This window comes from Cupriavidus sp. YR651 (assembly GCF_900101625.1).
GTDB lineage: Bacteria > Pseudomonadota > Gammaproteobacteria > Burkholderiales > Burkholderiaceae > Cupriavidus.
On record NZ_FMYZ01000002.1, the window covers coordinates 400,312 to 426,344 of the forward strand.

Annotated in this window: 26 protein-coding genes and 1 tRNA gene; 16 read left to right on the plus strand and 11 right to left on the minus strand. The window is 65.0% G+C overall.

What is annotated here, in order from left to right; all coding sequences use genetic code 11:
- Positions 1 to 124: 124 nt before the first annotated feature.
- Together BLR29_RS07985 and BLR29_RS07990 are read left to right on the plus strand one after the other, a co-directional pair.
- Positions 125 to 1,762 carry a DEAD/DEAH box helicase gene (locus BLR29_RS07985; RefSeq protein WP_092136677.1) on the plus strand — a complete coding sequence of 546 codons (1,638 nt, stop codon included), beginning with the start codon at positions 125 to 127 and terminating at the stop codon, positions 1,760 to 1,762.
- Between the two features lie 21 nt (positions 1,763 to 1,783).
- Complete coding sequence (locus BLR29_RS07990) at positions 1,784 to 2,839, plus strand: serine/threonine protein kinase (protein ID WP_092136010.1); 1,056 nt, start codon at positions 1,784 to 1,786, stop codon at positions 2,837 to 2,839.
- 63 nt (positions 2,840 to 2,902) lie between these two features.
- Here the strand turns inward: BLR29_RS07990 and BLR29_RS07995 are convergent, their stop codons facing one another.
- Positions 2,903 to 3,340: a universal stress protein gene (locus BLR29_RS07995; RefSeq protein WP_092136012.1), complete on the minus strand. Its 438-nt coding sequence runs from the start codon at positions 3,338 to 3,340 to the stop codon at positions 2,903 to 2,905.
- A 314-nt stretch (positions 3,341 to 3,654) separates the two neighbouring features.
- Here BLR29_RS07995 and BLR29_RS08000 point away from each other — a divergent pair, with 314 nt between their 5' ends.
- Positions 3,655 to 4,272, plus strand: a complete 618-nt coding sequence (locus tag BLR29_RS08000; protein ID WP_092136014.1) for a response regulator transcription factor — start codon at positions 3,655 to 3,657, stop codon at positions 4,270 to 4,272.
- A gap of 27 nt (positions 4,273 to 4,299) precedes the next feature.
- On the opposite strand, the gene BLR29_RS08005 is transcribed toward BLR29_RS08000, so the two are convergent.
- Positions 4,300 to 5,103 (minus strand): SDR family NAD(P)-dependent oxidoreductase, encoded by an 804-nt coding sequence (locus tag BLR29_RS08005; RefSeq protein WP_092136016.1) that lies wholly within the window; start codon positions 5,101 to 5,103, stop codon positions 4,300 to 4,302.
- A 177-nt stretch (positions 5,104 to 5,280) separates the two neighbouring features.
- Between BLR29_RS08005 and BLR29_RS08010 the strand changes: the two genes are divergently transcribed.
- Positions 5,281 to 6,243 carry a GlxA family transcriptional regulator gene (locus tag BLR29_RS08010; protein WP_092136018.1) on the plus strand — a complete coding sequence of 321 codons (963 nt, stop codon included), beginning with the start codon at positions 5,281 to 5,283 and terminating at the stop codon, positions 6,241 to 6,243.
- Positions 6,244 to 6,343: 100 nt separating this feature from the next.
- Here the strand turns inward: BLR29_RS08010 and BLR29_RS08015 are convergent, their stop codons facing one another.
- The 3 genes from BLR29_RS08015 to BLR29_RS08025 all read right to left on the minus strand — a co-directional run bounded on the left by BLR29_RS08015 (position 6,344) and on the right by BLR29_RS08025 (position 8,212).
- Positions 6,344 to 7,120 carry a molybdopterin-dependent oxidoreductase gene (locus BLR29_RS08015; RefSeq protein ID WP_255371133.1) on the minus strand — a complete coding sequence of 259 codons (777 nt, stop codon included), beginning with the start codon at positions 7,118 to 7,120 and terminating at the stop codon, positions 6,344 to 6,346.
- A 29-nt stretch (positions 7,121 to 7,149) separates the two neighbouring features.
- Entirely contained in the window at positions 7,150 to 7,776 is a 627-nt protein-coding gene (locus tag BLR29_RS08020) for a cytochrome b/b6 domain-containing protein (RefSeq protein ID WP_092136022.1), read from the minus strand.
- Between the two features lie 166 nt (positions 7,777 to 7,942).
- Positions 7,943 to 8,212: a pentapeptide MXKDX repeat protein gene (locus BLR29_RS08025; protein WP_092136024.1), complete on the minus strand. Its 270-nt coding sequence runs from the start codon at positions 8,210 to 8,212 to the stop codon at positions 7,943 to 7,945.
- Positions 8,213 to 8,510: 298 nt separating this feature from the next.
- On the opposite strand from BLR29_RS08025, the gene BLR29_RS08030 reads away from it, so the two are divergent.
- The 8 genes from BLR29_RS08030 to BLR29_RS08065 all read left to right on the plus strand — a co-directional run bounded on the left by BLR29_RS08030 (position 8,511) and on the right by BLR29_RS08065 (position 15,906).
- Positions 8,511 to 9,083: a sigma-70 family RNA polymerase sigma factor gene (locus BLR29_RS08030; protein WP_092136026.1), complete on the plus strand. Its 573-nt coding sequence runs from the start codon at positions 8,511 to 8,513 to the stop codon at positions 9,081 to 9,083.
- On the plus strand, positions 9,080 to 9,721 hold the full coding sequence (locus BLR29_RS08035; protein WP_092136028.1) for a DUF1109 domain-containing protein: 642 nt from the start codon (positions 9,080 to 9,082) through the stop codon (positions 9,719 to 9,721). The genes BLR29_RS08030 and BLR29_RS08035 overlap by 4 nt, the downstream gene beginning before the upstream one ends.
- A 181-nt stretch (positions 9,722 to 9,902) precedes the next feature.
- Positions 9,903 to 10,289, plus strand: a complete 387-nt coding sequence (locus BLR29_RS08040) for a thioredoxin family protein (RefSeq protein WP_092136030.1) — start codon at positions 9,903 to 9,905, stop codon at positions 10,287 to 10,289.
- A gap of 3 nt (positions 10,290 to 10,292) precedes the next feature.
- Positions 10,293 to 11,021, plus strand: coding sequence for a cytochrome c biogenesis CcdA family protein (locus BLR29_RS08045; RefSeq protein WP_092136032.1), 729 nt, complete (start codon positions 10,293 to 10,295; stop codon positions 11,019 to 11,021).
- Positions 11,022 to 11,539: 518 nt separating this feature from the next.
- Positions 11,540 to 12,220, plus strand: a complete 681-nt coding sequence (locus BLR29_RS08050; RefSeq protein ID WP_304441182.1) for a radical SAM protein — start codon at positions 11,540 to 11,542, stop codon at positions 12,218 to 12,220.
- Positions 12,221 to 12,245: 25 nt separating this feature from the next.
- The gene (locus tag BLR29_RS08055) at positions 12,246 to 13,451 is read left to right on the plus strand and encodes an acetate/propionate family kinase (protein WP_092136035.1); all 1,206 of its coding nucleotides are present in this window, start codon (positions 12,246 to 12,248) and stop codon (positions 13,449 to 13,451) included.
- A gap of 21 nt (positions 13,452 to 13,472) precedes the next feature.
- Complete coding sequence (gene pta / locus BLR29_RS08060) at positions 13,473 to 15,599, plus strand: phosphate acetyltransferase (RefSeq protein WP_092136036.1); 2,127 nt, start codon at positions 13,473 to 13,475, stop codon at positions 15,597 to 15,599.
- Positions 15,589 to 15,906, plus strand: coding sequence for a formate/nitrite transporter family protein (locus tag BLR29_RS08065; RefSeq protein ID WP_255371134.1), 318 nt, complete (start codon positions 15,589 to 15,591; stop codon positions 15,904 to 15,906). The genes pta and BLR29_RS08065 overlap by 11 nt, the downstream gene beginning before the upstream one ends.
- Before the next feature lie 17 nt (positions 15,907 to 15,923).
- On the opposite strand, the gene BLR29_RS08070 is transcribed toward BLR29_RS08065, so the two are convergent.
- The 6 genes from BLR29_RS08070 to BLR29_RS08095 form a co-directional block, all read right to left on the minus strand.
- Positions 15,924 to 16,808 carry a LytTR family transcriptional regulator DNA-binding domain-containing protein gene (locus BLR29_RS08070; protein ID WP_092136040.1) on the minus strand — a complete coding sequence of 295 codons (885 nt, stop codon included), beginning with the start codon at positions 16,806 to 16,808 and terminating at the stop codon, positions 15,924 to 15,926.
- Positions 16,809 to 16,946: 138 nt separating this feature from the next.
- Positions 16,947 to 17,023 (minus strand) — tRNA-Met (locus BLR29_RS08075).
- A 161-nt stretch (positions 17,024 to 17,184) separates the two neighbouring features.
- Positions 17,185 to 18,882, minus strand: coding sequence for an MFS transporter (locus tag BLR29_RS08080; protein ID WP_092136042.1), 1,698 nt, complete (start codon positions 18,880 to 18,882; stop codon positions 17,185 to 17,187).
- Between the two features lie 269 nt (positions 18,883 to 19,151).
- On the minus strand, positions 19,152 to 19,493 hold the full coding sequence (locus BLR29_RS08085; protein WP_255371135.1) for a DUF4212 domain-containing protein: 342 nt from the start codon (positions 19,491 to 19,493) through the stop codon (positions 19,152 to 19,154).
- Positions 19,490 to 21,058 (minus strand): sensor histidine kinase, encoded by a 1,569-nt coding sequence (locus BLR29_RS08090; RefSeq protein ID WP_092136044.1) that lies wholly within the window; start codon positions 21,056 to 21,058, stop codon positions 19,490 to 19,492. The genes BLR29_RS08085 and BLR29_RS08090 overlap by 4 nt, the downstream gene beginning before the upstream one ends.
- Before the next feature lie 12 nt (positions 21,059 to 21,070).
- Positions 21,071 to 21,760 (minus strand): response regulator, encoded by a 690-nt coding sequence (locus BLR29_RS08095; protein WP_092136046.1) that lies wholly within the window; start codon positions 21,758 to 21,760, stop codon positions 21,071 to 21,073.
- A gap of 278 nt (positions 21,761 to 22,038) precedes the next feature.
- On the opposite strand from BLR29_RS08095, the gene recA reads away from it, so the two are divergent.
- The 4 genes from recA (at position 22,039) to sucC (ending at position 25,963) form a co-directional block, all read left to right on the plus strand.
- The gene (gene recA / locus BLR29_RS08100; protein ID WP_092136048.1) at positions 22,039 to 23,103 is read left to right on the plus strand and encodes a recombinase RecA; all 1,065 of its coding nucleotides are present in this window, start codon (positions 22,039 to 22,041) and stop codon (positions 23,101 to 23,103) included.
- Between the two features lie 82 nt (positions 23,104 to 23,185).
- Positions 23,186 to 23,671 (plus strand): recombination regulator RecX, encoded by a 486-nt coding sequence (gene recX, locus BLR29_RS08105; protein WP_092136050.1) that lies wholly within the window; start codon positions 23,186 to 23,188, stop codon positions 23,669 to 23,671.
- A gap of 361 nt (positions 23,672 to 24,032) precedes the next feature.
- Positions 24,033 to 24,707, plus strand: a complete 675-nt coding sequence (locus tag BLR29_RS08110) for a DUF2889 domain-containing protein (protein ID WP_092136052.1) — start codon at positions 24,033 to 24,035, stop codon at positions 24,705 to 24,707.
- An 89-nt stretch (positions 24,708 to 24,796) separates the two neighbouring features.
- The gene (sucC, locus tag BLR29_RS08115) at positions 24,797 to 25,963 is read left to right on the plus strand and encodes an ADP-forming succinate--CoA ligase subunit beta (protein ID WP_092136054.1); all 1,167 of its coding nucleotides are present in this window, start codon (positions 24,797 to 24,799) and stop codon (positions 25,961 to 25,963) included.
- Positions 25,964 to 26,033: the final 70 nt, after the last annotated feature.

Below are 26,033 nucleotides of genomic sequence, written 5' to 3' on the forward strand. Positions count from 1 at the left end.
CATCGGCGATGGGGGCAATCGACCCGTCCCGCCGGCTCCGATCCCCTCGGGGTCCGGTCCTCTACCCGAGCCTGCCCCACGATTGGCGCACATCTTGCGCGACGGGCGGCCGAAGCGTCATTTCATGTCTTTTTCCGAACTCGGCTTGTCCGACAAGCTGGTGCGCGCCGTGGCCGAACAGGGCTACTCCACGCCGACCCCGATTCAAGCGCAGGCAATTCCTGCAATTCTCAAAGGTGGCGATCTTCTCGCCGGCGCCCAGACCGGCACCGGCAAGACAGCCGGCTTTACATTGCCAATGCTGCAACTGCTGGCGGAATCCGCTGCCCGCAACAGCGCGCCGCGTGGCCCACGCCAGCCGGTGCGCGCCCTCGTGCTGACGCCGACCCGCGAACTCGCGGCCCAGGTCGAGGAAAGCGTCCGCAACTACGGCAAGTACCTGAAGCTCCGCTCGATGGTGATGTTCGGCGGGGTTGGCATCAACCCGCAGATCGAAGCGTTGAAGCGCGGCGTCGACATCGTCGTGGCCACGCCGGGCCGCCTGCTGGATCACGTCTCGCAGCGCACGATCGACCTGTCGCAGGTGGAACTGCTGGTACTGGATGAAGCCGACCGCATGCTCGACATGGGCTTCATCCACGATATCCGCAAGATCCTGAACATCCTGCCGGCCAAGCGCCAGAACCTGCTGTTCTCGGCGACGTTCTCGGACGATATCCGTGCGCTGGCGGACCGCCTGCTGAACAACCCGGCATCGATCGAGGTGGCACGGCGCAACACCACGGCCGAGACCGTGGCGCAGCGCGTGTACCCGGTGGACCGCGAACGCAAGCGCGAACTGCTGGCTCACCTGGTGCGCCAGCACGACTGGCACCAGGTGCTGGTGTTCACGCGCACCAAGCACGGCGCCAACCGCCTGGCCGAGCAATTGGCCAAGGACGGCCTGTCCGCGCTGGCGATTCACGGCAACAAGAGCCAGTCGGCCCGCACGCGCGCGCTGACCGAGTTCAAGGCTGGCACGCTGCGCCTGCTGGTGGCGACCGATATCGCCGCACGCGGCATCGACATCGACCAACTGCCCCATGTGGTCAATTTCGACCTGCCCAACGTGCCGGAAGACTATGTGCACCGCATCGGCCGGACGGGTCGTGCCGGGGCCGAGGGCGAGGCGATTTCGCTGGTGTGCGTCGACGAACATGCGTTGTTGCGCGACATCGAGCGCCTGATCAAGCGCCAGATCGAACAAACGATTCTTCCCGGGTTTGAAGTGGACCCGAGCATCGTTGCCGAACCGATCCAGAAGGGACGCCAGCAGCGCGGCGGCCAGGGTGGCGGGCAAGGCGGCGGCGGCCGTGGCGGTCGCGCGCCGGCCCAGGGCCAGGCACGTGGCAACGGCGGCAATGGCGGCGAGCGCCGCCAGGAACGCGCACCGCAAACGGCGCGCCCGGCCGGTCCGCGTCCGGACGGCCAGCGCCAGGAAGCTCCGCGTAATCGTCCGGCCCAGCCTGCGCGCGGCGAAGTACGCGGCAACGGTGCGAATGGTGCGAACGGGGCCGGCGGAAATGCCAGCGGCAACGGTAACCGGAGCCGGGGCGGCAACGGTGCCGGCAAAACCGGCGGCAATGCCGCAGGCAATGGCAATGGCAACAACGGGCGGGCTGCGCAAGCGCGGCCGGCACAGGATGCGGCAGGCGCGTCGCCCGCGCGCAATCGTCGCCCGGCTCCGCAGGCGGCGCTGCTTGGCGGCAGCCGCAAGCCCTGATCGAACCGGATCCACGCGGCCATGGCCCCGTCCCAGGACCTCCCCGGCACGGCATCGTCGGATGACGTGCCCTACGCCGGCCTGACGCCGGAGCGCATCCTCGATGCGCTGGAGGCCGCGGGATATCGTCCGGACGGGCGCCTGCTGGCGCTCAATAGCTACGAGAACCGCGTCTGGCAGGTGGGCATCGAGGACGCATCCCCGGTCATCGCCAAGTTCTATCGGCCTGGCCGATGGACCGACGCGGCCATCCTTGAAGAGCACGCGTTCGTGCAACAGCTGGCCGACACGGAGATTCCCGCCGTGCCGGCAATGACTGCGTTGATCGGCGCGCAATCCGCCAGCACACTCCTTGCGCACGAAGGTTTCCGTTTTGCCGTTTTTCCGCGCTGTGGCGGCCGCGAACCGGCGCTCGACAAGCCCGACACCCTGACCTGGCTTGGCCGATTCATCGGCCGGATCCATGCCGTGGGGGCTGTGGTGCCGTACCAGGCTCGTCCGACGCTCGACGTGGAAACTTTCGGCGTTGCCGCGCGCGATTGGCTGCTGGCAAACGACTGCATCCCCGCCGACCTGCTGGCGCCGTGGCGCGCGGCGGTCGATCTCGCCCTCGACGGCGTGCGTCGCTGCTACGACCGGGCCGGCGATATCCGTCTGTTGCGCCTGCATGGCGATTGCCATCGCGGCAACGTACTGTGGATCGACGAGGATGATGCGCGAGGCCGCGGCGCGCCGGGTCCACATTTCGTGGACTTCGACGACAGCCGCATGGGTCCGGCGGTGCAGGATCTCTGGATGTTGCTGGAGGGAGACCGCGCGGCGATGCAGGACCAACTGGCCGACATCGTCGCGGGCTATGAGGATTTTGCAGAGTTCGAGACGCGCGAACTCTGGCTGGTGGAGGCGCTGCGTACGCTGCGCCTGCTGCACTACAGCGCGTGGCTGGCCAGCCGCTGGGGCGATCCCGCCTTCCCGGCCGCCTTCCCGTGGTTCGGGGGCGCACGCTACTGGCAGGACCGCATCCTGGAGTTGCGCGAGCAGATCGCGCTCATGGACGAGCCGCCGCTCTGGGGCTGAGGGCCGGCGCGCCGCGCCGGTCGTCATTCAATCCAAATCAGCGCCTGGTGATCCGCCTGCGCATCAGGCGGCCTTCTCCGCCTTGACCATGATCACCGGGCATTCCGCCTGCGCCAGCACGCGGCCGGCCACCGATCCGATCACCGCGTCGAAAAACGCCCCGCGGCCGTGCGTGCCCATCACGATGGCGCCGGCATTCACCGACTTCGCATAGCTCACGATCTTCTCCGGCGCAAAACCGTGCTGCGCGTGGCGCTCAAACGGCACATTGGCCGTTGCCAGGATGTCGCAGACCGATGCCATGGCTTTTTCGCTGGCCTCGTTGTGCCACGCGTCGATGGTTTCCTTGCTGACGAAGGCACGGACCTGGCCGGTCAGTTCGGGCGTTACGTGCAGCACATGGACAGTAAAGCCGGGTTGCAGCAGCTTGCCTTCGGTCAGGAAACGGGCGGCGGCATCGCTGAAGCTAGAACCGTCGGTGGGAAGGACGATATGGGGCATGGCTTCGATCTCCGGTTGGAAACTGCGAGAGGGATACCGGCGATCATGGCAGGTCTCCGGTGCCCATACCGAAACTTAAATCAAATCGACCCAAAGTATTTCGTGATTGCACGATTGTCATGTTGCGACAAATGTGATTGGGCATGGTGCGGCCGTCATCCATTGAACGCGTCCTGCCGGACACATATTCGCAACAGCTGAATTTTCCGCTGAAACCGCCGGAAGATTCGCATGACTTTCCCAGCCATTTCCGCATCCCGGGAAGTATCGGACGGCCTATTCTCGGCTCATCATCATTGCGTCGGAGTCTTGCCATGCCCACAGCCCTCGTCGTCGACGACCACCCCGCCATCCGGCTCGCCGTCGGCAATCAGCTGATGTGTGACCTGGGCTTCGAAGAGATCCGGGAAGCCTCCAACGGCCCCGATGCGCTGCAGGTTTTGCGACGAGGTGCGACGGACCTGATCATCGTGGATCTGGATCTGCCGGGTGTTGCCGGCGATGCCGTGCTCGAAGAGGCGGCATCACGCTATCCCGCCGCACGCGTGCTGGTGCTGTCGGCGATGCCCGGCGCGGGCGAGCGCGCCATGCACGGCGGTGCCCATGGCTACGTGGCCAAGCAGGAGGGGCTCCAGGAACTGATGCACGCGATACGTGCGGTCATGGCCGGCTATGCGGTATTCCCGGTGAAGCTGCTCCAGTCGATCCGCCAGACGGCTACGCAAGGCGACCTGTTGAGCCTGTTGAGCAAACGTGAACTGACGGTCCTGCGTTTCCTGGCATCCGGCTACTCGAACAAGACCATCTCCGATGTGCTGTGCATCAGCAACAAGACGGTCAGTTCGCACAAGACCAGCATCATGGCCAAGCTTGGCTTTGGCTCCCTGATCGAACTCGGCGAGTTTGCGCGGCGGCATCAGCTGCTGAGCTGAGGCCGCCGGCGCATCGGGTGGCGAAGATCAGCGCGGCACGCCAAATCGCGCTGCGGGGCGGTCATGCGACAGATTGGGCCCCAGCGCCGCGCGTGCGGACTCGAAGGCGTGCCAGTCCGCCGCGTCCGGCAACGACGGCAGCGTGATCACCTCGCCCTGGTCGAGGCCAGCCAGCGCGGCGTCGACAAGATCATCGCCGCTCATTACCCACGCCTGGGGCAGGTTGTCCACCGAGTGGCCGGCGATATCCCAGAACTCGGTGCGCGTCGCGCCCGGCAATACGGCCTGTACGCGTACGCCCTTGTCGGCAAGTTCGTGCTGCAGCGTTTGCGTGAACGCGAGCACGAATGCCTTGGAGGCGCCATACACACCGTTCAGCAGCGTGGGCGCCACGGCGACGATGGAGGCAATGTTGATGATGGTGCCGCGGCCGCGAGCGACGAAGGCCGGCGCAACGGCATAGGTCAGGCGCGTCAGTGCGGTGACGTTGAGTTCGATCATCGCCTGCATCTTGTCGACGTCCGATTGCAGCAGCGGCGCAGCACCACCGACACCGGCGTTATTGACGAGCATCGTGATGCTTGCATCGCTGCGCAGCAGCGCTTCAATCCGCTGCACGTCCGCAGGCTGGCCAAGATCGGCCGTCACGATTTCGACCGACCGGCCGGTCTTGTCAGTGATGCCGCGGGCTAGCGTTTCCAGTCGCTGGCGATTGCGTGCCACAAGGATCAGGTCGTAGCCACGGCGTGCCAGACGGTCGGCATAGATGGCGCCGATGCCGGAGGAAGCACCGGTAATCAGGGCCGTGCCCGGGTGTGTGGTGGTGTTCATGTCGATACTCCGTTTCGAGACGTTGGATTCGGGGAGGGGAATGCCTTGCCGCCGGCGGGCATCACATCAACATTGCCGACTGCATGAAACGAAGATTAGGGGCACAATGCGATGGCGCCTATGTCGTAGATGCCACCTTTTCTGCCATCCACTGGCAGCGTCAGGAAAGTGATTGAAATGCTGCATGTCGCCCTTGCCCTCTATCCGGGCTTCCAGGTCCTGAACCTCGCGGTCACGACGGTGCTGGAATTCGCTAACCAGACACTTGATGCGCCCCTGTATCAGGTGCATCTGCTGTCCGAACATGGCGGGCCGATCATGTGTTCGGGCGGCTTTGCCGTGAGCACCGAGGCGTTCGGCAAGCGCCGCTTCGATACGGTGCTCGTGGTGGGGGACAACAACGTGATGCCCACGCCGCCTGCGCTGGTGGATTTTGTGCGGCGCGCCGCCCGCACGTCGCGGCGGATCGGCGCGACGTGCACGGGGGCCTTCAATCTGGCGGAAGCCGGCGTGCTCGAGGGGCGACGGGCCACGACCCACTGGTATCACGCGGCGCAGTTTCGTCGGCGCTATCCCGGCGTGACGATGGAGGAGGATCGCATCTTCATCATCGACGGCCCGGTGTGGACGTCAGCGGGAATGACGGCTTGCATCGACCTGACGCTGGCGCTGGTGGAAAAGGACGTCGGTGCGGCAGTGGCGCGCGACGTGGCCAAGAAGCTCGTGGTGTACCACCGACGCGCGGGTGGGCAGTCGCAGTTCTCCGCGCTGCTGGAACTGGAGCCACGCTCGGACCGCATCCAGGCGGCATTGGATTTTGCTCGCCAAAACTTGCAGCTGGAACTCTCGGTAGATCAACTGGCGGACGCGGCGCACCTTAGCCCGCGCCAGTTTGCGCGGGCGTTTCGCGAGGAGACGGGCCAGACACCGGCCAAGGCGGTTGAGCATCTGCGCGTGGAGGCTGCGCGACTGATGATGGAGTCAAGCCGGCATCCGATCGACATCGTGGCGCGGGACACGGGCTTTGGTGATCGGGAGCGGATGCGGCGAGCGTTCCTGCGGGCGTTCGGCCAGCCGCCGCAGGCGATTCGACGAATGGTGAAGGGTGAGGCAGCGCCGGAAGACGCCAGTGTGGCCTGATGCGCTTGCGCGCCATCTACGCCAACGACGACGCGATCCAACCGAATCTCCGACGTGAACCACTGGCGGGCCGCTCGCGCAGTTGGTCGCTCCGCGTTTGTCACGAACCGCCAAACCAGTTGTATCCCTGATCCACCCAATAGCCGCCGGGGTACGAGTTGGTCACGAAGATCTCCATGATGTGCTTGGGATTCTTGTAGCCAAGCTTGGTCGGCATCCGGAGCTTCATGGGATAGCCATACTTCGGCGGCAGGCGCTGACCGTCATAGGTGAATGTCAGCAAGGTCTGCGGGTGCAGCGCCGTCGGCATGTCGATGCTTTCGTAGTAGTCGTCGGCACACTTGAACCCCACGTATTTTGCGGTGGTGTCCGCGCCGATTCGCCGGAGGAATTCGGCGAAAGGCGTTCCGCCCCAACGTCCGATCGCGCTCCAGCCTTCCACGCAGATATGCCGGGTGATCTGCTCCGCCTGCGGCAGCGCGTAAAGCGCATCGAGTGTCCAGCTTTGCTTGTCACGCACCAGCCCGCCAACCTCGAGCCTGAAGTTGTCGCCATTGACCGCAGGCACTTCGTCGAGGCCATAGAAGGCATTGAACGGAAACGGACGCGTGATCTCCGCTTGCGTGTAGGTCGGTGCAAGCCGGTTCGGATCGAACAGCCAGGCCTGCACCCGGTCATTCATCTGCGATACACGACCCAGGAAGGTTTCGACGGACGCATCGTCGGTCAGGCTGCAACCGGTGAGCATCGCCAGGCCGCCGAGGGTGAGGATGCGTTTGCCGAACAGACGGCGAGAAGGCAGGTCGAGTTCGCGACGTACGTCGATGATCAGGGATGCGCGATCGACGGCGATGCGCTTGGGAGATTTCGGGGTCACGATCAGTCTCCAGTGTGGTTGGCCGCGTACTAACGCCCGCGAATCATGGTTAGCAGGCTACGTGGAACCAGCGCGACCATCACCAGATGAACAACGATGAATGCTGCCAGCAGAGACATCGCCAAGAAGTGGACAACGCGCGCGAAATCGTAGCCGCCCATCAGCGTTCGCACTAACGGAAACTGCACCGACTTCCAGATGGCGATACCTGACAGCACCAGCACGATGAGATCGAGTATCACGAACAGATAGGCGAACTTCTGCACCGCGTTGTAGCGGCTGAGATCAGCATGTCGCAGACGCCCCCTCAGGGCATCGGCCAGATCGCGTATCACCGCGCGAGGGCCAAGCGGAAAGAACTTGGAAGCGATGCGACCGGTGACGATATTCATCGCCAGATAGAACAGGCCGTTGAAAAACAGCAACCACATGGCGGCGAAATGCCACTGCAAGGCGCCGCCGAGCCACCCGCCCAAGGTGATGTCGCGCGGAATGACGAGGCCGGAAAAGACCGGGGACGCGTTGTAGATGCGCCAGCCCGACAGCATCAGCACTATCGCTGCCAGTGCATTGAGCCAGTGGGTGATCCGCACCCAGGCGGGTTGAATTGCACGCTTGGTCGCGCGGGGCGCCGCGGCACCCTGAGTTGTTTCCATCTCAACCCCCATATTGCAAATGTGCCAATGGCCATCGACTGGACCTTGCGATCCGCAAATGGGTTGCCATTGGCGTGCCAGTGATCGGAATGCAGCCGGCACGGATGGCGGCTACCGGCTACCGGAAAGTCCCGATGTGCCGTGCCGCCACCATCCTGGTACGCGATTACTTCTTCATGCCGTCGGACATTGCATCCTTACCCATCTTGTCCTTGGACATCGCGTCCTTGCTCATCTTGTCCTTGTGCATGCCATCCTTGGACATCGCGTCCTTGCCCATCTTGTCCTTGTGCATGCCGTCCTTGGACATTGCATCCTTGGCCATGGCGTCCTTGGACATCGAATCCTTTGCCATGCCGCTGTTCGTCTGCGCGAACGCCGAGGTTCCACATACCAGGGCTGCGGCAGCAAGCGCGGCGATTGCGATTTGTTTCATTGTGACTCCTTGTTGACTATGAGATTGCCCGGAGACTTCCGGGCTTCGAACGTCGCGGCTGGCCGTGGTCGGCGAGCGCTGGTCTGACACCCCGTTTGTGCGTGTCTGAACGGGAATTCGCCATCGACGGCGAACTGGTTACAGCCAGCCGGTTTTTTTGTCGGTGACAATGTAATAACGGCACTTCCTGTGGCAATCCTCCGGCCGCGGAGGCGGAGTTGCCAGAACTACACACACCGGGGGTGTCGGCGTAGAATCCGCGCAAATGAAATGGGGCAGGGTGTAACCGACGCGAGCGATGGACCGAATTCCCGATCAGGACGCACTGCAAACTCGGGAGGCGCAGCTGCACGACCTGATGACGCGCAGCCTGGCTGGTGATCAGGCGGCATACCGGCGCTTCCTGACCGAGTTGGGTGCGTTGCTACGCGGTTTTTTTCGCAAGCGGCTGCAATGGCAGGCTGGCGATGTCGAGGATCTGACGCAGGAAGTCTTGCTGGCGGTGCACAACGCGCGGCATACCTATCTGCCGGGCCAGCCGCTGACAGCCTGGGTCCACGCCATTGCCCGCTATAAACTCGCGGATCATTTCCGGGCGTACGCGCGGCACGACGGCATGAACGACCCGCTGGACGATGAGCGGGAACTGCTTGCATCGTCCGATCTTGAGCCCGCACAGGCCCGACGCGACCTGGCGTTGCTACTCGAACAACTGCCCGATCGTCAGCGCCTGCCGATCGTGCATGTAAAGCTGGAAGGTCTCTCTGTTTCGGAGACTGCGCGGATTACCGGGCTGTCGGAATCGGCAGTGAAGATTGGTGTGCATCGCGGATTGAAGGCGCTGGCGGCAAAGATGCGAGGATCGCGATGAGAACGGATGAGCTGATTTCCCTGCTGGCCGCTGGCGAGCCCCCCGTGGATCGACACGCCATCGGCAGGCGCATTGGGATCGCAGGACTGAGTGGTGCGCTGGCCGCGACGGCGTTGATGATCGTCATGCTGCGGTTCCGTGCCGATCTGGCCGTGATCGCATCGACCCCGCTGTTCTGGGGCAAGGTGGCGCTGCCATTGACGCTGATGCTGGGCAGCCTGTGGATGACGGCGCGGCTCGCGCGTCCGGGCGTCGGGCCGGGCATGAGTTGGCTGGGCATCGCACTGCCACTGGGCACAGTCTGGCTTGCGGCGCTCTACACCCTCGCGCAAACACCATCGGTTGACCGGCTTGCGGCGGTGCTGGGGCAGACGTGGCGGGTTTGTCCTCTCAATATCGCGGTGCTGTCGGTGCCCGTGTTCATTGCGGTCTTCTGGGCGCTTCGCGGCCTGGCGCCCACGCGGCTGGTGTTGACTGGCGCCGCCGGCGGCTTGCTGTCCGGCGCCATCGCAACGCTTGCCTACTGTCTGCATTGTCCGGAAATGGGCGTCGCCTTCTGGGGTGTCTGGTACGTGCTCGGCATGATGGTGCCGGCCATCGCCGGAGCCTTGCTCGGGCCACGACTGCTGCGCTGGTGAGAGGCTGCGCGGCAGGCTGAATCGCCATTTCGGATGGATTGCCGGGTGGGATTGAAAAGATCAGAAGCGAGTGTAAGGAAAGGCGCCTGGCCCCGACCAAGAGACTGCCGCGCTGACCATCGTCCCGATGTGCTGGCGGCTGCTGGTAGCTAACCAGGACTCTCTCTGAAAAGGATCCGCCATGAAGTTCGTCAAGGTCGCCTTGTTGTTCGTCCTCTCCACCTTTGCTTCCCTATCGATGGCGGGCGAGATCAAGCCCTACAGTCAGGCCCAATTCGACAAGCTCACGCATGAAGGGAAGCCTGTGCTGGTCGCGGTTCACGCGAGCTGGTGCCCGACCTGCAAGGCGCAGGAGCCCATCATTGGCCAGTTGATGGGGGAGGGCGCGTACAAGGATGTGACGGCCCTGGTGGTCGACTTCGACGCGGAAAAACCTTTGTTGAAGCGCTTCAAGGTCGGCACGCAAAGCACGCTGATCGGCTTCAAGGGCGAAAAGGAAGTGGGTCGCTCGGTCGGTGATACCACCAAGGCTGGCATCGAGGGCCTGCTCAAGAAGACAGTCAACTAAGCGATGTCGTTCGGCATCGCATCCTATGGATTCGGGTTGCTGGCCGGAATCCTCTCGACGCTCTCGCCATGCGTCCTGCCAATCATTCCGATACTGCTGGGATCCGCTGCCAGTGCTCATGCCCGGGAGCCACTGGCATTGGCCGGGGGCCTGGCGCTTTCCTACGCCATTGTCGGCAGTGCCCTGGCATGGGCGGGTGCCGCGGTCGGCGTGGATACGTCGATATTTCGCGAGGCAGGCGCGGTCATCCTCGGGCTATTCGGCATCGTGCTGATGTCCACGAGTCTCCAGCAGCGCTTTGCCTCGGCGACGTCGGGCATTGGCGACGCCGGCAACAATCTCATCGCCCGCATGCGGCTTGATGGACTATGGGGCCAGTTCGCCATTGGGCTGGTGCTCGGGGTGGTCTGGAGTCCCTGTGTCGGTCCCACGCTTGGTGCGGCAATCGTTCTGGCCAGCCAGGGTCAGGATCTGCCGCAAGTTGCATCGCTGATGGGAGTTTTCGGGATTGGCGCGGCAATACCTATCGTCGCGTTGGTCTATGTGTCGCGAGCTGCGATGTTGAGGGTGCGGGGCAAGCTCATGCAGGCAGGCAAAACCGGCAAGCTGATTCTCGGTGCGGCGATGCTCGTCATTGCGGCGGGAATTCTGACCGGCATCGACAAGCCGCTGGAAGCCTGGCTGGTCGCACACTCGCCCGCGTGGCTCACGACGCTGACAACGCGATTCTGATAACGCTCGAATCATGAGGCGGTGCGGCGCCTTTGCTCCCGTCCTCGTGTGAAGAGCCTCCGCCCAAAGCCCCAAAGAAAAAGCCGCGAACCCATGCGGGATCGCGGCTTTTCATTTTGAGGCGTGAATCAAAGACTCGAACCCCAGGCCTGCGGACTCCGAGTCCGTCACTTCAGCCGGCCGAGCCGAAGGATCTTTCCTTCACCCCGTGCCGCCCAAACTTCCCCGTCTCTGACGCGTGCAACACCTGTACGTGGGTCAATGAGCGTCCGGGTGCGCCTGCATTTCAGAATAATTCTATTCAGCTGCAGCAACCGATACCGCATGCTGTTCCATAGATGTTGTCGCGGGCTTGCTCGCTGAAGAACGAGCTCGCGGCGCACGCGCAGCAAGCCGCTCCACGCTACCGCTCGACGGCGCCGGCAACCGCTGACACCGCGCTCCCGACCGCTCGCCAGACAGTCCCCACGGAGGGAGACTGCGGCGATATAAATCCCCAAGATTCACAGGGGATGTCCATGACACACGCCCTATATATCGTCATTGCGTCAGCGTGCATCCTGATGCTCGCCTACCGCTTCTACGGCATCTTCTTCGTGAGCAAGGTACTCGCCGCGAACGACGCAGAGGCGTTCGACGAGGTCCGTCCTTATCTCGGGTTCCTCAGGACAGCCGGTGGCGTCACTGTCTCGGGCGGCGAGCCGCTCGCACAGCCCGCATTCGTCGGCGCGCTGCTGCGCGTGCTCCACGACGAGCATGGCATTCACACAGCCATCGACACCCAGGGGTTTCCGAGCCGGAAGCTCCACGATGACTGGTTCGATGCAGTCGACCTCGTGCTGCTCGACATCAAGCACATCGACCCCGCGCGCTACCAGTCCATCACGGGGCACGCGCTCGCACCAACGCTTGACTTCGCCGCGCGCATGGTCCGCCTCGGCAAGCCGATGTGGATCCGCCACGTGCTGGTTCCCGGCCTGACTGACAACCCGGACGATCTCTCGCGTCTTGCCGACTACCAGGCCGGCCTCGGGCCACTGGTCGAGCGCGTGGATCTGCTGCCCTTTCACCAGTTGGGCGCCCACAAATGGAAGGCGCTCGGCTACCCCGATCCGCTTGCCCGCACACCGACCCCCACACCAGGGCAAGTCGCCACCGCCATCGGAACCCTGCGCAATCGGGAGCTTCCGGTCTTCTAGCTATATCGTCAGGAAATCCAACCGCATGTCCCCCCCGCCAGATCTCGTCCTCGTCATTAACTGTGGCTCGTCGTCGCTGAAGTTTTCCGTGCTGCATGCCGATGGCGAGAATCCGCTCGTCAGCGGCATCGCCGAATGCCTCGGACTTCCCGATGCCAGGCTGATCCTCAAACAGGGCGGCGAGCGCGACACCGTGCTGCTCGATGGCCGCAGCCATGGCGACGCGCTCGCCACGCTGCTCGCGCGCCTCGATGACGGAGGACTGCTCGGCCGCGTCGCGGTGGTCGGCCATCGTGTGGTCCACGGCGGCGAGCGCTTCATCGAGTCCGTCCGGATCACGGCACAGGTGCTCGACGACATCGAGGCGGTGTCGGCCCTCGCCCCGCTGCACAACCCCGCCAACCTGGTCGGCATCCGCGCCTGCCTTGCGGGGCTGCCCGACGTGCCGCAGGTGGCTGTGTTCGACACGGCCTTCCACCAGACCATGTCGCGGGAGGCCTACAGCTATGCGGTGCCGCAGCACTTCTACCGCGAGCACGGCGTGCGCCGCTACGGCTTTCACGGCACATCTCATCGCTACGTCTCGGCGCAGGCCGTGCACCTGGCCGGCCTGGAGCAAGGCGATCACGGACTGGTCGTCGCGCACCTCGGCAACGGAGCCTCGGCCACGGCCGTACACAACGGCCGCAGTGTCGACACCAGTATGGGCCTGACCCCGCTCGAGGGTCTCGTGATGGGCACCCGCAGCGGCGACATCGACTTCGGCGCCGCTGCGCACATCGGCCGTGCGGCGGGTGTCGACCTGGCCGGCGTGGAGGCGCTGCTGAACAAGCAGAGTGGACTGCTCGGCCTGTCGTCGCTATCGAGCGACTGCCGGCAACTCGAAGCCGCGGCGGATGAAGGGCACGCGGGCGCGACGCTGGCACTGGAGGTCTTCGTGCACCGGCTGGCCCGCCATGTTGGCGCGCTGGCCACATCGTTGCCGCGCCTCGACGCGCTCGTCTTCACCGGCGGCATCGGCGAGAACTCTGCCCGCGTACGCGCCATGACGCTGCGCCGGCTGGCGGTCTTCGGCTTCACGCTGGACGAGGTGGCCAACGCCCAGGCCGTACGCGGCCGCGCGGGGCGCATCGACGGCGGCGTCGGCCCCGCAGCCTGGGTCGTGCCCACCGACGAGGAAGGACTGATCGCGCGCGATGCGGCACGACTTGCGGGCCTGCCCCGCGCCTGATTGCTTATTGTTGAACTACCCATGAATGCCACTTCCCATCCCCACAGGTTTTATCTCGTCCCGGTATCGCGCGATACCGGCCTGACTTCCATGGCGCTCGGTCTCGTGCGCGCGCTGCAACTGGCCGGGGCACGGGTCGGCTTTGTCAAGCCGATCGTCCAGCCGGAGGCCATCGTCGGCGACTACGACGTCGCCAGCCACTTCGCACGCACGCTGTGCGGCACGGCGACGCCCGAGCCGATCCCGTTCGCCCACGCGGCGGAAATGGTGCGTTCCGGCCACCTTGCGGGCCTGATGGAGGAGGTCGTCGCCATGATTGAGTCCGCACGCGGGAACAACCATGTCGTGATCGTCGAAGGCCTGATTCCCGATGTCGATTTTCAGATCGCCACGCGGCTGAACATCGAGATCATCCGCTCGCTCGGCGCTGACGTGGTACCGGTTCTCGCGGGCAACGACCGCGACGCGGCGACGCTGACGGCCATCGCCGCCGCAGCGGCCGAGCAGTATGGCAACCACGGGCGCCGTCCGCTCGCCGGCGTGCTGGTCAACCGCTGCAACGACGCCTGCGCGGCGTCGCTCAGCGCGCTCGACGGCCTCTATCCCAATGGCCAGGAGCGCCGTGTGCCGATCGTGGCGGCCGTGCCGTCCGCACCGCAGCTGTCCGCGCCGCGAATGGCCGACGTTGCCGCCGGCCTCGGCCTGCACGTGATCCAATCCGGCAACATCGCGATCAATCGGGTCGAGAGTGTGCTGGTGGCCGCGCGTTCACCCGAGAAGCTGATCGCGGACCTGCGGCCGGGCACGCTGGCGGTGATGCCTGGCGACCGCTCCGACGCGATCCTTGCGGCCGCGTTCGCCGCGCAGCGCGGCATGCCGCTGGCGGGCCTGCTGCTGACCTGCGGGGGCCAGCTCGCCCCCGAACTGGCGGGGCTGCTCGATGCGCCGCCGCTCGACAGCCTGCCGATCCTCGCTTCCGCCGACGACACCTTCACCATCGCGTCGCGGCTGGCCAATCTGTCCGTCCACGTGCCCTGCGACGATCTGGCGCGCATGGAGCGCGTCATCGCATTCATCGCCGAGCGCGTTGATACGCGCCCGCTGATGGCTCGCCTCGACGTGCCCGTCGAGCCGTTGATGCCGCCGCCGATGTTCCGTCACCGGCTGGTGCAGGCCGCGCGCACGGCCAATCGCCGTATCGTGCTGCCCGAGGGCGACGAGCCGCGCACGCTCCGCGCCGCCGCCATCTGTGCCGAGAAGGGCATCGCGCGGTGCGTGCTGCTTGGCGCGCCGGAAGCGATCCGCACCGTCGCTGCCAATCACGGCATCGAACTGCCGCCGGGCGTGGAGATTCTCGACCCGGACAGTATCCGCGCCGACTATGTCGAGCCAATGGTCGCGTTGCGCAAGTCCAAGGGACTCACCGCGCTGCAGGCGCGCGCGCACCTGGAAGACACCGTGGTGCTCGGCACGATGATGCTGGCCAACGGCGACGTCGACGGCCTCGTCTCCGGCGCGGTCCACACCACGGCCAGCACCGTGCGTCCCGCGCTGCAGTTGATCCGGGCCGCACCCGCAATGAAGATCGTTTCCAGCGTGTTCTTCATGCTGATGCCCGACCAGGTGTTCGTGTACGGCGACTGCGCGATCAATCCGGACCCCACTGCAGCCGAGCTGGCCGAGATCGCGATCCAGTCGGCTGACAGCGCGCGCGCCTTCGGCATCGACCCGCGCATCGCGATGATCTCCTACTCCACCGGTGCGTCCGGCGCGGGCCAGGACGTCGACAAGGTGCGCGAAGCCACCGCGCTCGTACGCGAACGGCGCCCCGACCTGATCGTCGACGGCCCGATCCAGTATGACGCCGCGTCCGTCGCGAGCGTGGCGCGGCAGAAGGCGCCGGAGAGCCCGGTCGCCGGGAATGCGAACGTGTTCATCTTCCCGGACCTGAACACCGGCAACACGACCTACAAGGCCGTGCAGCGGTCGGCCAACGTCGTTTCCGTTGGGCCGATGCTGCAAGGCCTGCGCAAGCCGGTGAACGACCTGTCGCGCGGTGCGCTCGTCGACGATATCGTCTACACGATCGCGCTCACCGCCGTACAGGCTGCGGCCGGCGCGCGCGGGAATGCTGGCGATGACCGTTGATCACGGTCTCGAGGCGGCTCTGCCGCCTGCCATTGCCCGCGCGGCGGAGGAGCTTGGCGTCAGGAAAGCGCGCTACGGCAACGCAACGCTGTTCGTGATGACCATCCTCGGCGGTGCCTTCATCTCGCTTGGTGGCCTGTTCGCCACGGTTGCGATGGCGGGTGCCGACGGCCACCTGTCGTATGGCGTCACGCGCCTGCTCGGCGGCGGCGTCTTCTCGCTCGGGCTTGTGCTGATCCTGATCGGTGGCGCGCTGCTCGTCGGCGCGACGTACTGGTTCGCCTATTGCCGTACGCGCGCCGGCTGAACGGCGCCCGGGTCACGCTACGAGATCGCCAGTCGGTACTTGAGCGCGCTGAGGAAACGCCGGCTGACCGGGATCTTCTGGCCGCCGAGGGAGATGATCTCGGCCAGGCCGTTCGACTGGAACACGATCTCGCGGATCGCGTCGGGGTTCACGAGCACCTGGCGGTGGCAGCGGAACAGCGACGTGCGTTGTTCCAGCGTTTTCAGCGTCAGTTCGGTGAATCGCTCCTGCGCCAGACCGTCGATGACGAACACGCCGCTCGCGCGCGAGATCACGTATTCGATCTCGCTCACCCTGGCCAGGTAGATGTGGTTCTGCCTGCAGCACGGAATCTGCGCAGCAGCCGGCCAGGCTCGTACAGGCCGGGCGTCGGTCCGGCTGATCGAGCACTGGTAGGCCACCTCGTTGCCGTCGGCATAGATGACGATGTTTTTCTCAATTGCCTCCAGCGTCTGCCGCGAGAGGATCTGCATGCCGGACCGATGATGGTCGCCCCCGACACCGATGAAGGCCAGCAGCCGCTGGCGATCGGTGATGGCCACCGCGCCGACGCCGGTCTCTTCGTAGACGATGCGGGCCACGCGGATCGCGCTGTCGGCGTCCAGCCCGCCGCGCAGGGCGCCTTCGGCGCGCGCCGCGATCTCGAGCGCCTTGGCCGAGAACACGCTGGACTGACGCTCGAGGGACATCCGCCGGTCCAGCAGGATGCTCATGAAGAAACCCGCACCCGCGGTATTGGCGATCAGCATTGGCACGGCAATCTGGCCGACAAGATGGACGGCGGCATCGAAGGGCTTTATCAGCGTCAGCAGCAACAGCATCTGCACCGCGACCGCCGTGCCCGTCACGAACGCGACGGCCGGTGGGTGGAACAGCCATTCCAGGCGTCCACGCCGGGTCATCTACAGGTGAAGTCGCGTCCGCTGCAGGAAATCGTCAGCCGCGGTGCCTCCGCGCGAGGCACCCCTGTGAGACACCTTTGGCGATGCCCCAAAGCAAAAAGCCGCGAACCCTTGCGGGATCGCGGCTTTTCAAATAGATGGTGGCGAATCAGGGACTCGAACCCCGGACCTGCGGATTATGATTCCGTCGCTCTAACCGACTGAGCTAATTCGCCAACGAAGACCGCAATTATACCTACGGTTTGGGGCCTGTCAACACCTTTGTGACAGCCTTGTGCACGCTTTCGCGGTGCCCAAAAAAAGGGCAGGCCCTGGGGCCTGCCGTGAGAAGGAGCGACCGACATTACCGGATCGGTCTTTCCTGAGCGAGGTTGCCTTAGTCGTTGGCGTAGATGTCAACGTCCTTGGTTTCCCGGACAAACAGCGCGCCAATCACGAAGGTGAAGGCGGCGATGATGATCGGGTACCAGAGGCCGTAGTAGATGTTGCCGTTCTGGGCCACCAGGGCGAACGAGATCGTCGGCAGCAGGCCGCCAAACCAGCCGTTGCCGATGTGATACGGCAGCGACATCGACGAATAGCGGATGCGCGTCGGGAACAGTTCCACCAGCATGGCAGCAATCGGGCCGTAGACCATCGTCACGTAGATCACCAGGATGACCAGGACCACCAGCACCATGATCGTGTTCATCTGGGCCGGGTCGGCCTTGGTCGGGTAGCCGGCGGAGGCCATCGACTCGCCCACCTCCTTCTTGAACGCGGCGATCTGCTTCTTGCTCGCGTCGTCGAAGCTGTGGCCGCCGGTGACGGTTGCGTTGAACGCCTTGATCTCCTTATCGCCGATCTTCACCGTTGCGACGGTGCCGGCCGGAGCCTCCACCACTTCATAGCTGGCCGAGGCCTGCGCCAGGGTACGCTTGACGATATCGCACGAGCTGCGGAAGTCGATCTCGCGGGCGATCGGGCTGCCCTGGAACGAGCAGGTCTTCGGGTCGGCGGTGACGACGATCTGCGCGGTCTGCTGCGCACGCTCCAGCGCCGGGTTGGCGTAGTGCGTCAGCGCCTTGAACAGCGGGAAGTAGGTCAGCACGGCCAGCGCGCAGCCCAGCATGATGATCCACTTGCGGCCGATCTTGTCCGACAGCGAACCGAAGAAGATGAAGAACGGCGTGCCGATCACCAGTGCGCCGGCGATCAGCAGGTTGGCCGTCTTCGCGTCCACCTTCAGCACCTGCGTCAGGAAGAACAGCGAGTAGAACTGGCCCGTGTACCAGACCACGGCCTGGCCGGCGGTCAGGCCCAGCAGCGCCAGGATCACGATCTTCAGGTTGCGCCACTGGCCGAAGGCTTCGGTCAGCGGGGCCTTGGAGGTCTTGCCCTCGGCCTTCATGCGCTGGAACGCCGGCGATTCGCTCATCGACAGGCGGATGTAGACCGACATGGCCAGCAGCAGGATCGAGACCAGGAACGGGATGCGCCAGCCCCAGGTGTCGAAGTTCGGGCCCGTGAGCTCGCGGCACAGCAGGATCACGATCAGCGACAGGAACAGGCCCAGCGTGGCCGTGGTCTGGATCCACGCCGTGTAGGCACCGCGCCTGCCGTGCGGCGAGTGCTCGGCCACATACGTGGCGGCACCGCCGTACTCGCCGCCGAGCGCCAGGCCCTGCAGCATGCGCAGCGCGATCAGGATGATCGGCGCGGCCCAGCCAATGGTGGCGTAGCCGGGCAGCAGGCCGACGATGAACGTCGACAGGCCCATGATCAGGATCGTCACCAGGAAGGTGTACTTGCGGCCGATCATGTCGCCCAGGCGGCCAAACACCAGCGCGCCGAACGGGCGCACGATGAAGCCGGCGGCGAACGCCAGCAGGGCGAAGATGAAGGCGGACGTCGGATCCAGGCCCGCAAAGAACTGCTTGGCGATGACCGCAGCCAGCGAACCGTAGAGATAAAAGTCATACCACTCGAACACCGTGCCGAGTGAAGAGGCAAAGATGACCTTTTTTTCCTCGCGCGTCATCGGCGCGTTGTGGGCAGTGCCTCCCGGCATTGCCACGTTTTGCGCGTTACCCATTATTGTCTCCTCCGTCTGTCGAAAGGGCCCCCGATGTCTGGCCACGTCATGCGCAACCTATAGCCGTGCGCGTGCGGACCTGTGCACCGAAGTTGGAGACGATTGTGGGTGGCGAAACTTACTGCGTTCTGACAGATTCCCCGCGGAACGGCCTGAAACCGTCGGGGTATACGCTAGCCGGCCCGGGTGAAATCCGGCCCGGAAAATGCTGCGATGCCGCGCCAGCCAGCGTACACAGCGCCGCGCCAGGCGGATGCGCGCGCTTCTTGCTATGCAGCATCGGTGGTGGCCGGGCTCGAGGTGCCGTGGTCCCCACCGTGGTCAACCCCGATGGGCGGTACCGGGTGCGCGTCAGGTTCGGTTTCCCGGTCCGCACGGTTCATGCGCCAGGCGTAGAGCGCGGCCATCAGCACGTAGATGATCAGTGCGCCCTGCGCGCCCACCCAGAACGAAAACGGCCAGCCGAAGAAATCGAAGCGCAGCTCCCGCGCAAACCAGGCGATGACGAACGTCACCACGAACCAGACCGCCAGCAGGCCGACAATCCAGCGCAGGTTGTGGTGCCACGCGCGGCGCTCCTGCGGCGTCATGCGGTTCGACGTGGTCTTCATGCCGGCAATTCCTCGGTGGTGCGGCGCAGCGTCACGCGCAGGCGCGTACCGGCCAGGCGCGGCGACGCCTGGTAGACGTGGTCGTCGATGCGGACTTCGCCCCCATGTTGCTGGACGATTTCCCGGACGATGGCCAGGCCAAGGCCGCTGCCCTCGGTGTTGGTGCCCAGCACGCGATAGAAGCGTTCCATCACGCGCTCGCGCTCCGCGGGCGCGATGCCGGGCCCGGTGTCTTCCACGTCCAGATAGGCGAACGGCTCGAAGGCATCCGCGACGACGCGTACCGTGGCATGGCCGCCGGTCGGCGTGTAGCGGATGGCGTTGTCGACGAGGTTGTTCAGCATCTCGGTCAGCATCAGGCGGTTGCCGGTCACCATCACCGGGTGATCGTCCGCCTCCAGCCCCAGGTCGATCTTGCGCGCCCACGCCTGCGGCAGCCAGTCCTTGACCACCTCGCGTGCCAGCGCCGCCAGGTCCAGCGACGCCATGCCACCCGCGCCGGCCAGATTCTCCATGCGGGCCAGTGACAGCAGCTGCGTGACCAGGTGCGCGGTGCGCTCCGAACTGCCGGCGATCTGCGCCAGCGACCTGCGCAATTCCTCGGGCGATTGTTCGCGCTGGGCCAGTTCGGCCTGCATGCGCAGGCCGGCCAGCGGCGTCTTCATCTGGTGCGCTGCATCGGCGATGAAGCGCTTCTGGGTCTGCACGGACAGGTCGAGCTGCGCGAGCAGGTCATTGAACGAGGCCACCAGCGGCGTGATTTCCTGCGGCGCGGCACTTTCGTCGATGGGGCTGGTGTCGCCGGGGTTGCGTGCGCGAATGCGCTGCTGGATCGCGGTGAGCGGCGCCAGCCCCCGCGTGAGTCCGAACCACACCAGCACCACGGCCAGCGGCAGGATCACGAACTGCGGCAGGATCACGCCCTTGATGATTTCGTTGGCCAGCCGCGCGCGCTTGTCGAGCGTTTCCGCCACCTGCACCAGTACAGGTTGGGTGCCCCCCACATTCTTCAGGTCCACGTAGGTGTAGGCCACCCGCACGTCGTTGCCGGCGATGCGCTCGTCGCGCAGGGACACCAGACCGGCGTGGCCCTGATCTTCCTCGGACGGCAGCGGCAGGTCGTGATCTCCCGCCACATATTCGCCGTGCTTGCCGACGACCTGGTAGTAGATGTTGTCGGTTTCGTCGGCACGCAGGATCTCGCGCGCGGACAGCGGCAGTTGCAGCGTCACGCGGCCGTTGACCTCGCGTACCTGTTGCGACAGCACGATGGCGCTGGCTTCCAGCGATCGGTCGAAGGGGCCGTTGGCAATGGATTTGGCGACCAGGTAGGTGACCGCGATGCTCATCGGCCAGAGCAGCAGCAGCGGCGCGAGCATCCAGTCCAGGATCTCGCCGAACAACGAGCGTGGCGCCGGATGCGCGGCCGACTCTTCCAGGTGGGGAAGCGCGTCGGCCAGCGCCGCATCTTCCGCCGCCGCATCGGCCAGCGTGGGCCGTGGCGGTTCGACCGGACGGGCAGTGCCGGCGGCGTGGCGCCGCCAGGGCAATCGCAGCAGGCTCATGCCGTCCCCGGCTTATCCATGCGTCGCCACCGCCGGCTGGAATTTCTCGAGGCAGTAGCCCAGTCCGCGCACGGTGGCAATACGGATGCCGCCGATCTCGATCTTCTTGCGCAGGCGGTGCACATAGACCTCGATCGCGTTGTTGCTGACTTCCTCGCCCCATTCGCACAGGTGGTCCACCAACTGTTCCTTGGACACCAGCCGCCCGCAGCGCGTGAGCAGGATCTCCAGCAGGCCGATCTCGCGTGCCGACAGGTCCAGTAACTGCTCGTTCAGGTAGGCGATGCGGCCGACCTGGTCGAATGCCAGCGGACCGTGGCGCATCAGCGTGGCGCCGCCGCCCGCGCCGCGCCGGACGAGCGCGCGCACGCGCGCCTCGAGTTCCGACAGGGCAAAGGGCTTGGCCATGTAGTCGTCGGCGCCAAGATCCAGGCCCTTGACGCGTTCATCCACGCCGTCGGCAGCGGTGAGTATCATCACCGGCAGCATGGCGCCCCGGGCGCGCAGCCGCTTGAGCACTTCCAGTCCGGGCATGCGCGGCAGGCCCAGATCCAGGATCAGCAGGTCGAAATTCTGGGTCGACAGGGCCGAATCGGCCTCCACGCCATTGGCGACGTGGTCGACGGCATAGCCGGAATGGCGCAGGGAACGCGTGAGGCCGTCTGCCAGCACATCGTCATCTTCGGCGATCAGAATCCGCATGGTTGTCTCCACCCGTGGCCGGCATCGCCGCCCGCCGGCCGCGGTGCCGGTGGGGCTTGCCAAGCATACTGTTTTTTTATACAGTACCCGACATTCCGCAGGCGCTGCCGCAGAAGGCAGTTTGCGCAGGCGCCGGGTCGCGTACCAGAGATCGCCGGAGTCCCTCCGGGATCCCGTATCAAAGCTCGTCCGATCTCGCCTGATCTCGGAAAATGCTTAAAAATCAGGCACGCGCCGCATATGCGGCCTATTTATACACCATTGACTCAAGGACGACCATGGACGACAAGAAGGCCGGCGCCGGCGTGAGCGCTGAGAAGCAGAAGGCGCTTGCCGCCGCGCTCTCCCAGATCGAGAAGCAGTTCGGCAAGGGTTCGATCATGCGCCTGGGCGATGGGGACATCGAGCAGGACATCCAGGTGGTCTCCACCGGCTCGCTGGGCCTGGATATCGCATTGGGCGTCGGCGGCCTGCCGCGCGGCCGCGTGGTCGAGATCTACGGTCCGGAATCGTCCGGCAAGACCACGCTGACACTGCAGGTGGTGGCCGAGATGCAGAAGCTGGGCGGCACCTGCGCCTTCATCGACGCCGAGCATGCGCTGGACGTCAACTACGCCGGCAAGCTGGGCGTGAACGTCAACGACCTGCTGATTTCGCAGCCGGACACGGGCGAGCAGGCGCTGGAAATCACCGACGCGCTGGTGCGCTCGGGTTCGATCGACATGATCGTGATCGACTCCGTGGCCGCGCTGGTGCCGAAGGCTGAAATCGAAGGCGAAATGGGCGATTCGCTGCCCGGCCTGCAGGCCCGCCTGATGAGCCAGGCGCTGCGCAAGCTGACCGGCACGATCAAGCGCACCAACTGCCTGGTGATCTTCATCAACCAGATCCGCATGAAGATCGGTGTGATGTTTGGCTCACCCGAAACCACTACCGGCGGTAACGCGCTGAAGTTCTACGCTTCGGTCCGACTGGACATCCGCCGCATCGGCTCGATCAAGAAGGGCGACGAGGTGGTCGGCAACGAGACCAAGGTCAAGGTGGTGAAGAACAAGGTATCGCCCCCGTTCCGCGAGGCGTTCTTCGACATCCTGTACGGCCAGGGCATCTCTCGCCAGGGCGAGATCATCGACCTCGGCGTGGACGCCAAGATCGTCGAGAAGGCCGGCGCGTGGTACAGCTACAACGGCGAGAAGATCGGCCAGGGCAAGGACAATGCCCGCGAGTACCTGCGCGAGAACCCGGATATCGCCGACGAGATCGAGAACAAGGTCCGCGCGGCGCTGGGCGTGGCCCTGCTGAACAACACTGCAAGTGCCGCCCCGGCTGAGATCGAAGGCTGAGACACGCTTCCCCGGTGACCAAAGGCCGTCGCATGACAGTGCGGCGGCTTTTTTCTTTTTGACGACTTCCCGACGACTCCCGATGGCTGGCTCACGTCCTCCTCTTTCCCTGAAGGCCCGCGCCGTCGGCTACCTCTCCCGGCGCGAGCACAGCCGTGCGGAACTGGCGCGCAAGCTGGCGCCACATGCCGAGTCGGCCGAGGAAATCGAGACGTTGCTGGATGCGCTGGAACGGGAAAACTGGCTGTCCAACGAGCGTTTTGTCGACAGCCTTGTCCACCGGCGCGCCAGCCGCTATGGCGCGGCGCGTGTGATGCAGGAGGCCAAGACGCATCAACTGGCCAACGAGCAACTGCATGCGCTGCAGGACCGCTTGCGCGAATCGGAGTTCGAGCGCGCGCGCGAAGTCTGGCGCAAGCGCTTCGGCACCGCCCCCGAATCGCCAGAGGCGCGGGCGAAGCAGATCCGCTTCATGGTCGCGCGAGGCTTCTCCCGGGCGGTGGTCGGCAGGATCATCCGTGGCGCAGAGGACGATGACTTCGGTGATGGGGATGGCGGCGAGGGTTGATCCCGCAGGGTAGCGCCGCCGGGCTCGCCAACGCCCAAATCCGGATGTGATGCAGACATCTGTATACCTGCGTGCGCAGGAGGGGATTTCGAGCCGTGTCCCCCTTGGCTGCGCTGCAGCAGCGTGCCGTGCGGCTGCCGCGCAGCCCTTGTCGGGCCTGGGTTTGCTGTTGTTGCCGCTGCAACAATTCGACCCCGACAGTTGTGAGCACAGGATGTTCCCGGTCAAAGCGGCGCGGCATGTTAAACTCTTCGGGTTTTCCGGCCAAGGTGGCCGTGCGGCGATCCGCCGACCCGCCCGCGCCGCGACATTTTGCCCCCGGTTACAGCCTCAATTTCCTGCCGCGTCTGCCCCTGGTGTCATGCCACTCTCCCCGCCCGTCAACCGTGCCTTGCGTCATCGCCGTGCCATTACGGCGGAAGCGTATTTGCGGGAAGACGGCCTGTGGGACATCGAGGCGCGCCTGACCGACACCAAGCCACGCGAGATTCCGCTGGCTGGCGGTGGCGTCCGGTCGATCGGCCAGCCATTGCATGACCTGTGGCTGCGCGTGACGATCGATCTGCGCATGAACATCGTGGACGCTGAAGCCTGCTCCGACTGGGTGCCGTACCCGACGCATTGCGACACCATTGGCCCGGCCTACAAGGCGCTGATCGGCCTGAACCTGATGAAGGGATTCCGCAAGGCAGTACGAGAGCGGCTGTCCGGCGTGGCGGGATGCACCCACCTGACCGAACTGGCTGGCGTGCTGCCAACCACGGCGATCCAGGCCTTTGCGGGCGATGTCTTCAAGGTGCGCGAAGGCGCCGCCGACGATCCCAATCCCGAACCACCCTACCAGCTCCATGGATGCCATGCGCTCCATTTCGAGGGCGAGGTGGTTCGCCAGTTTTACCCGCGCTGGTATGGTCACCAGCCGAAACCCAAAGCCGGCGCACGGGCGTCGTCCCCCCAGACCGCGTCACGCGCCGATGCCCTGGCATCAGGTGGCGAAGACACCCTGGCCGACCGGCCCAACGGTACCTCGGGCTGACCGTCACGGCCGGCCCACAGGAACAGGCGAGAGTTCGTCTCCCCCAAATTTTTCCCATCCCCTTTACGCCTACCCGAAAGGAAACACGCATGAATATCCATGAGTACCAAGGCAAGGAAATCCTGCGCAAATACAATGTGCCGGTTCCGCGCGGCATCCCGGCTTTCTCGGTTGAAGAAGCCCTGAAGGCTGCAGAACAGCTCGGCGGTCCGGTGTGGGTCGTCAAGGCACAGATCCACGCAGGTGGCCGCGGCAAGGGCGGCGGCGTGAAGGTGGCCAAGAGCATCGACGAGGTGAAGACCTACGCCACCAACATCCTGGGCATGCAGCTCGTCACGCACCAGACCGGTCCGGAAGGCAAGAAGGTCAACCGCCTGCTGATCGAAGAAGGCGCCGACATCAAGAAGGAACTGTACGTTTCGCTGGTGGTGGACCGCGTTTCGCAGAAGGTGGCCCTGATGGCCTCCAGCGAAGGCGGCATGGACATCGAAGAAGTCGCTGCCCATAGCCCGGAAAAGATCCACACGCTGATCGTCGATCCGGCCGAAGGCCTGAAGGACGCTGACGCCGACGACATCGCCCGCAAGATCGGCGTGCCCGACGCGAGCGTTGCGCAAGCCCGCCAGGCCCTGCAAGGCCTGTACAAGGCGTTCTGGGAAACCGACGCTTCGCTGGCCGAAATCAACCCGCTGATCCTGACCGGCGACGGCAAGGTGATCGCGCTGGACGCCAAGTTCAACTTCGACTCCAACGCGCTGTTCCGTCACCCGGAAATCGTGGCCTACCGCGACCTGGATGAAGAAGACGCCAACGAAATCGAAGCCTCGAAGTTCGACCTGGCCTACATCTCGCTGGACGGCAACATCGGCTGCCTGGTGAACGGCGCCGGCCTGGCCATGGCCACCATGGACACCATCAAGCTGTTCGGCGGCGAGCCGGCCAACTTCCTGGACGTGGGCGGCGGTGCCACCACCGAGAAGGTGACCGAAGCCTTCAAGCTGATGCTGAAGAACCCGAACGTGCAGGCCATCCTGGTCAACATCTTCGGCGGCATCATGCGTTGCGACGTGATCGCCGAAGGCGTGATCTCGGCGTCGAAGGCCGTGAAGCTGGGCGTGCCGCTGGTGGTCCGCATGAAGGGCACCAACGAAGACCTGGGCAAGAAGATGCTGGCCGACTCGGGCCTGCCGATCATCTCGGCGGACACGATGGAAGAGGCCGCCCAGAAGGTCGTGGCCGCTGCCGCTGGCAAGTAAGCCGATACGCAAACACATGCGTGCACGCAGCGCGTGGGTGTTGCCCGCGCTGCGCGACGCCAAGCAAAGG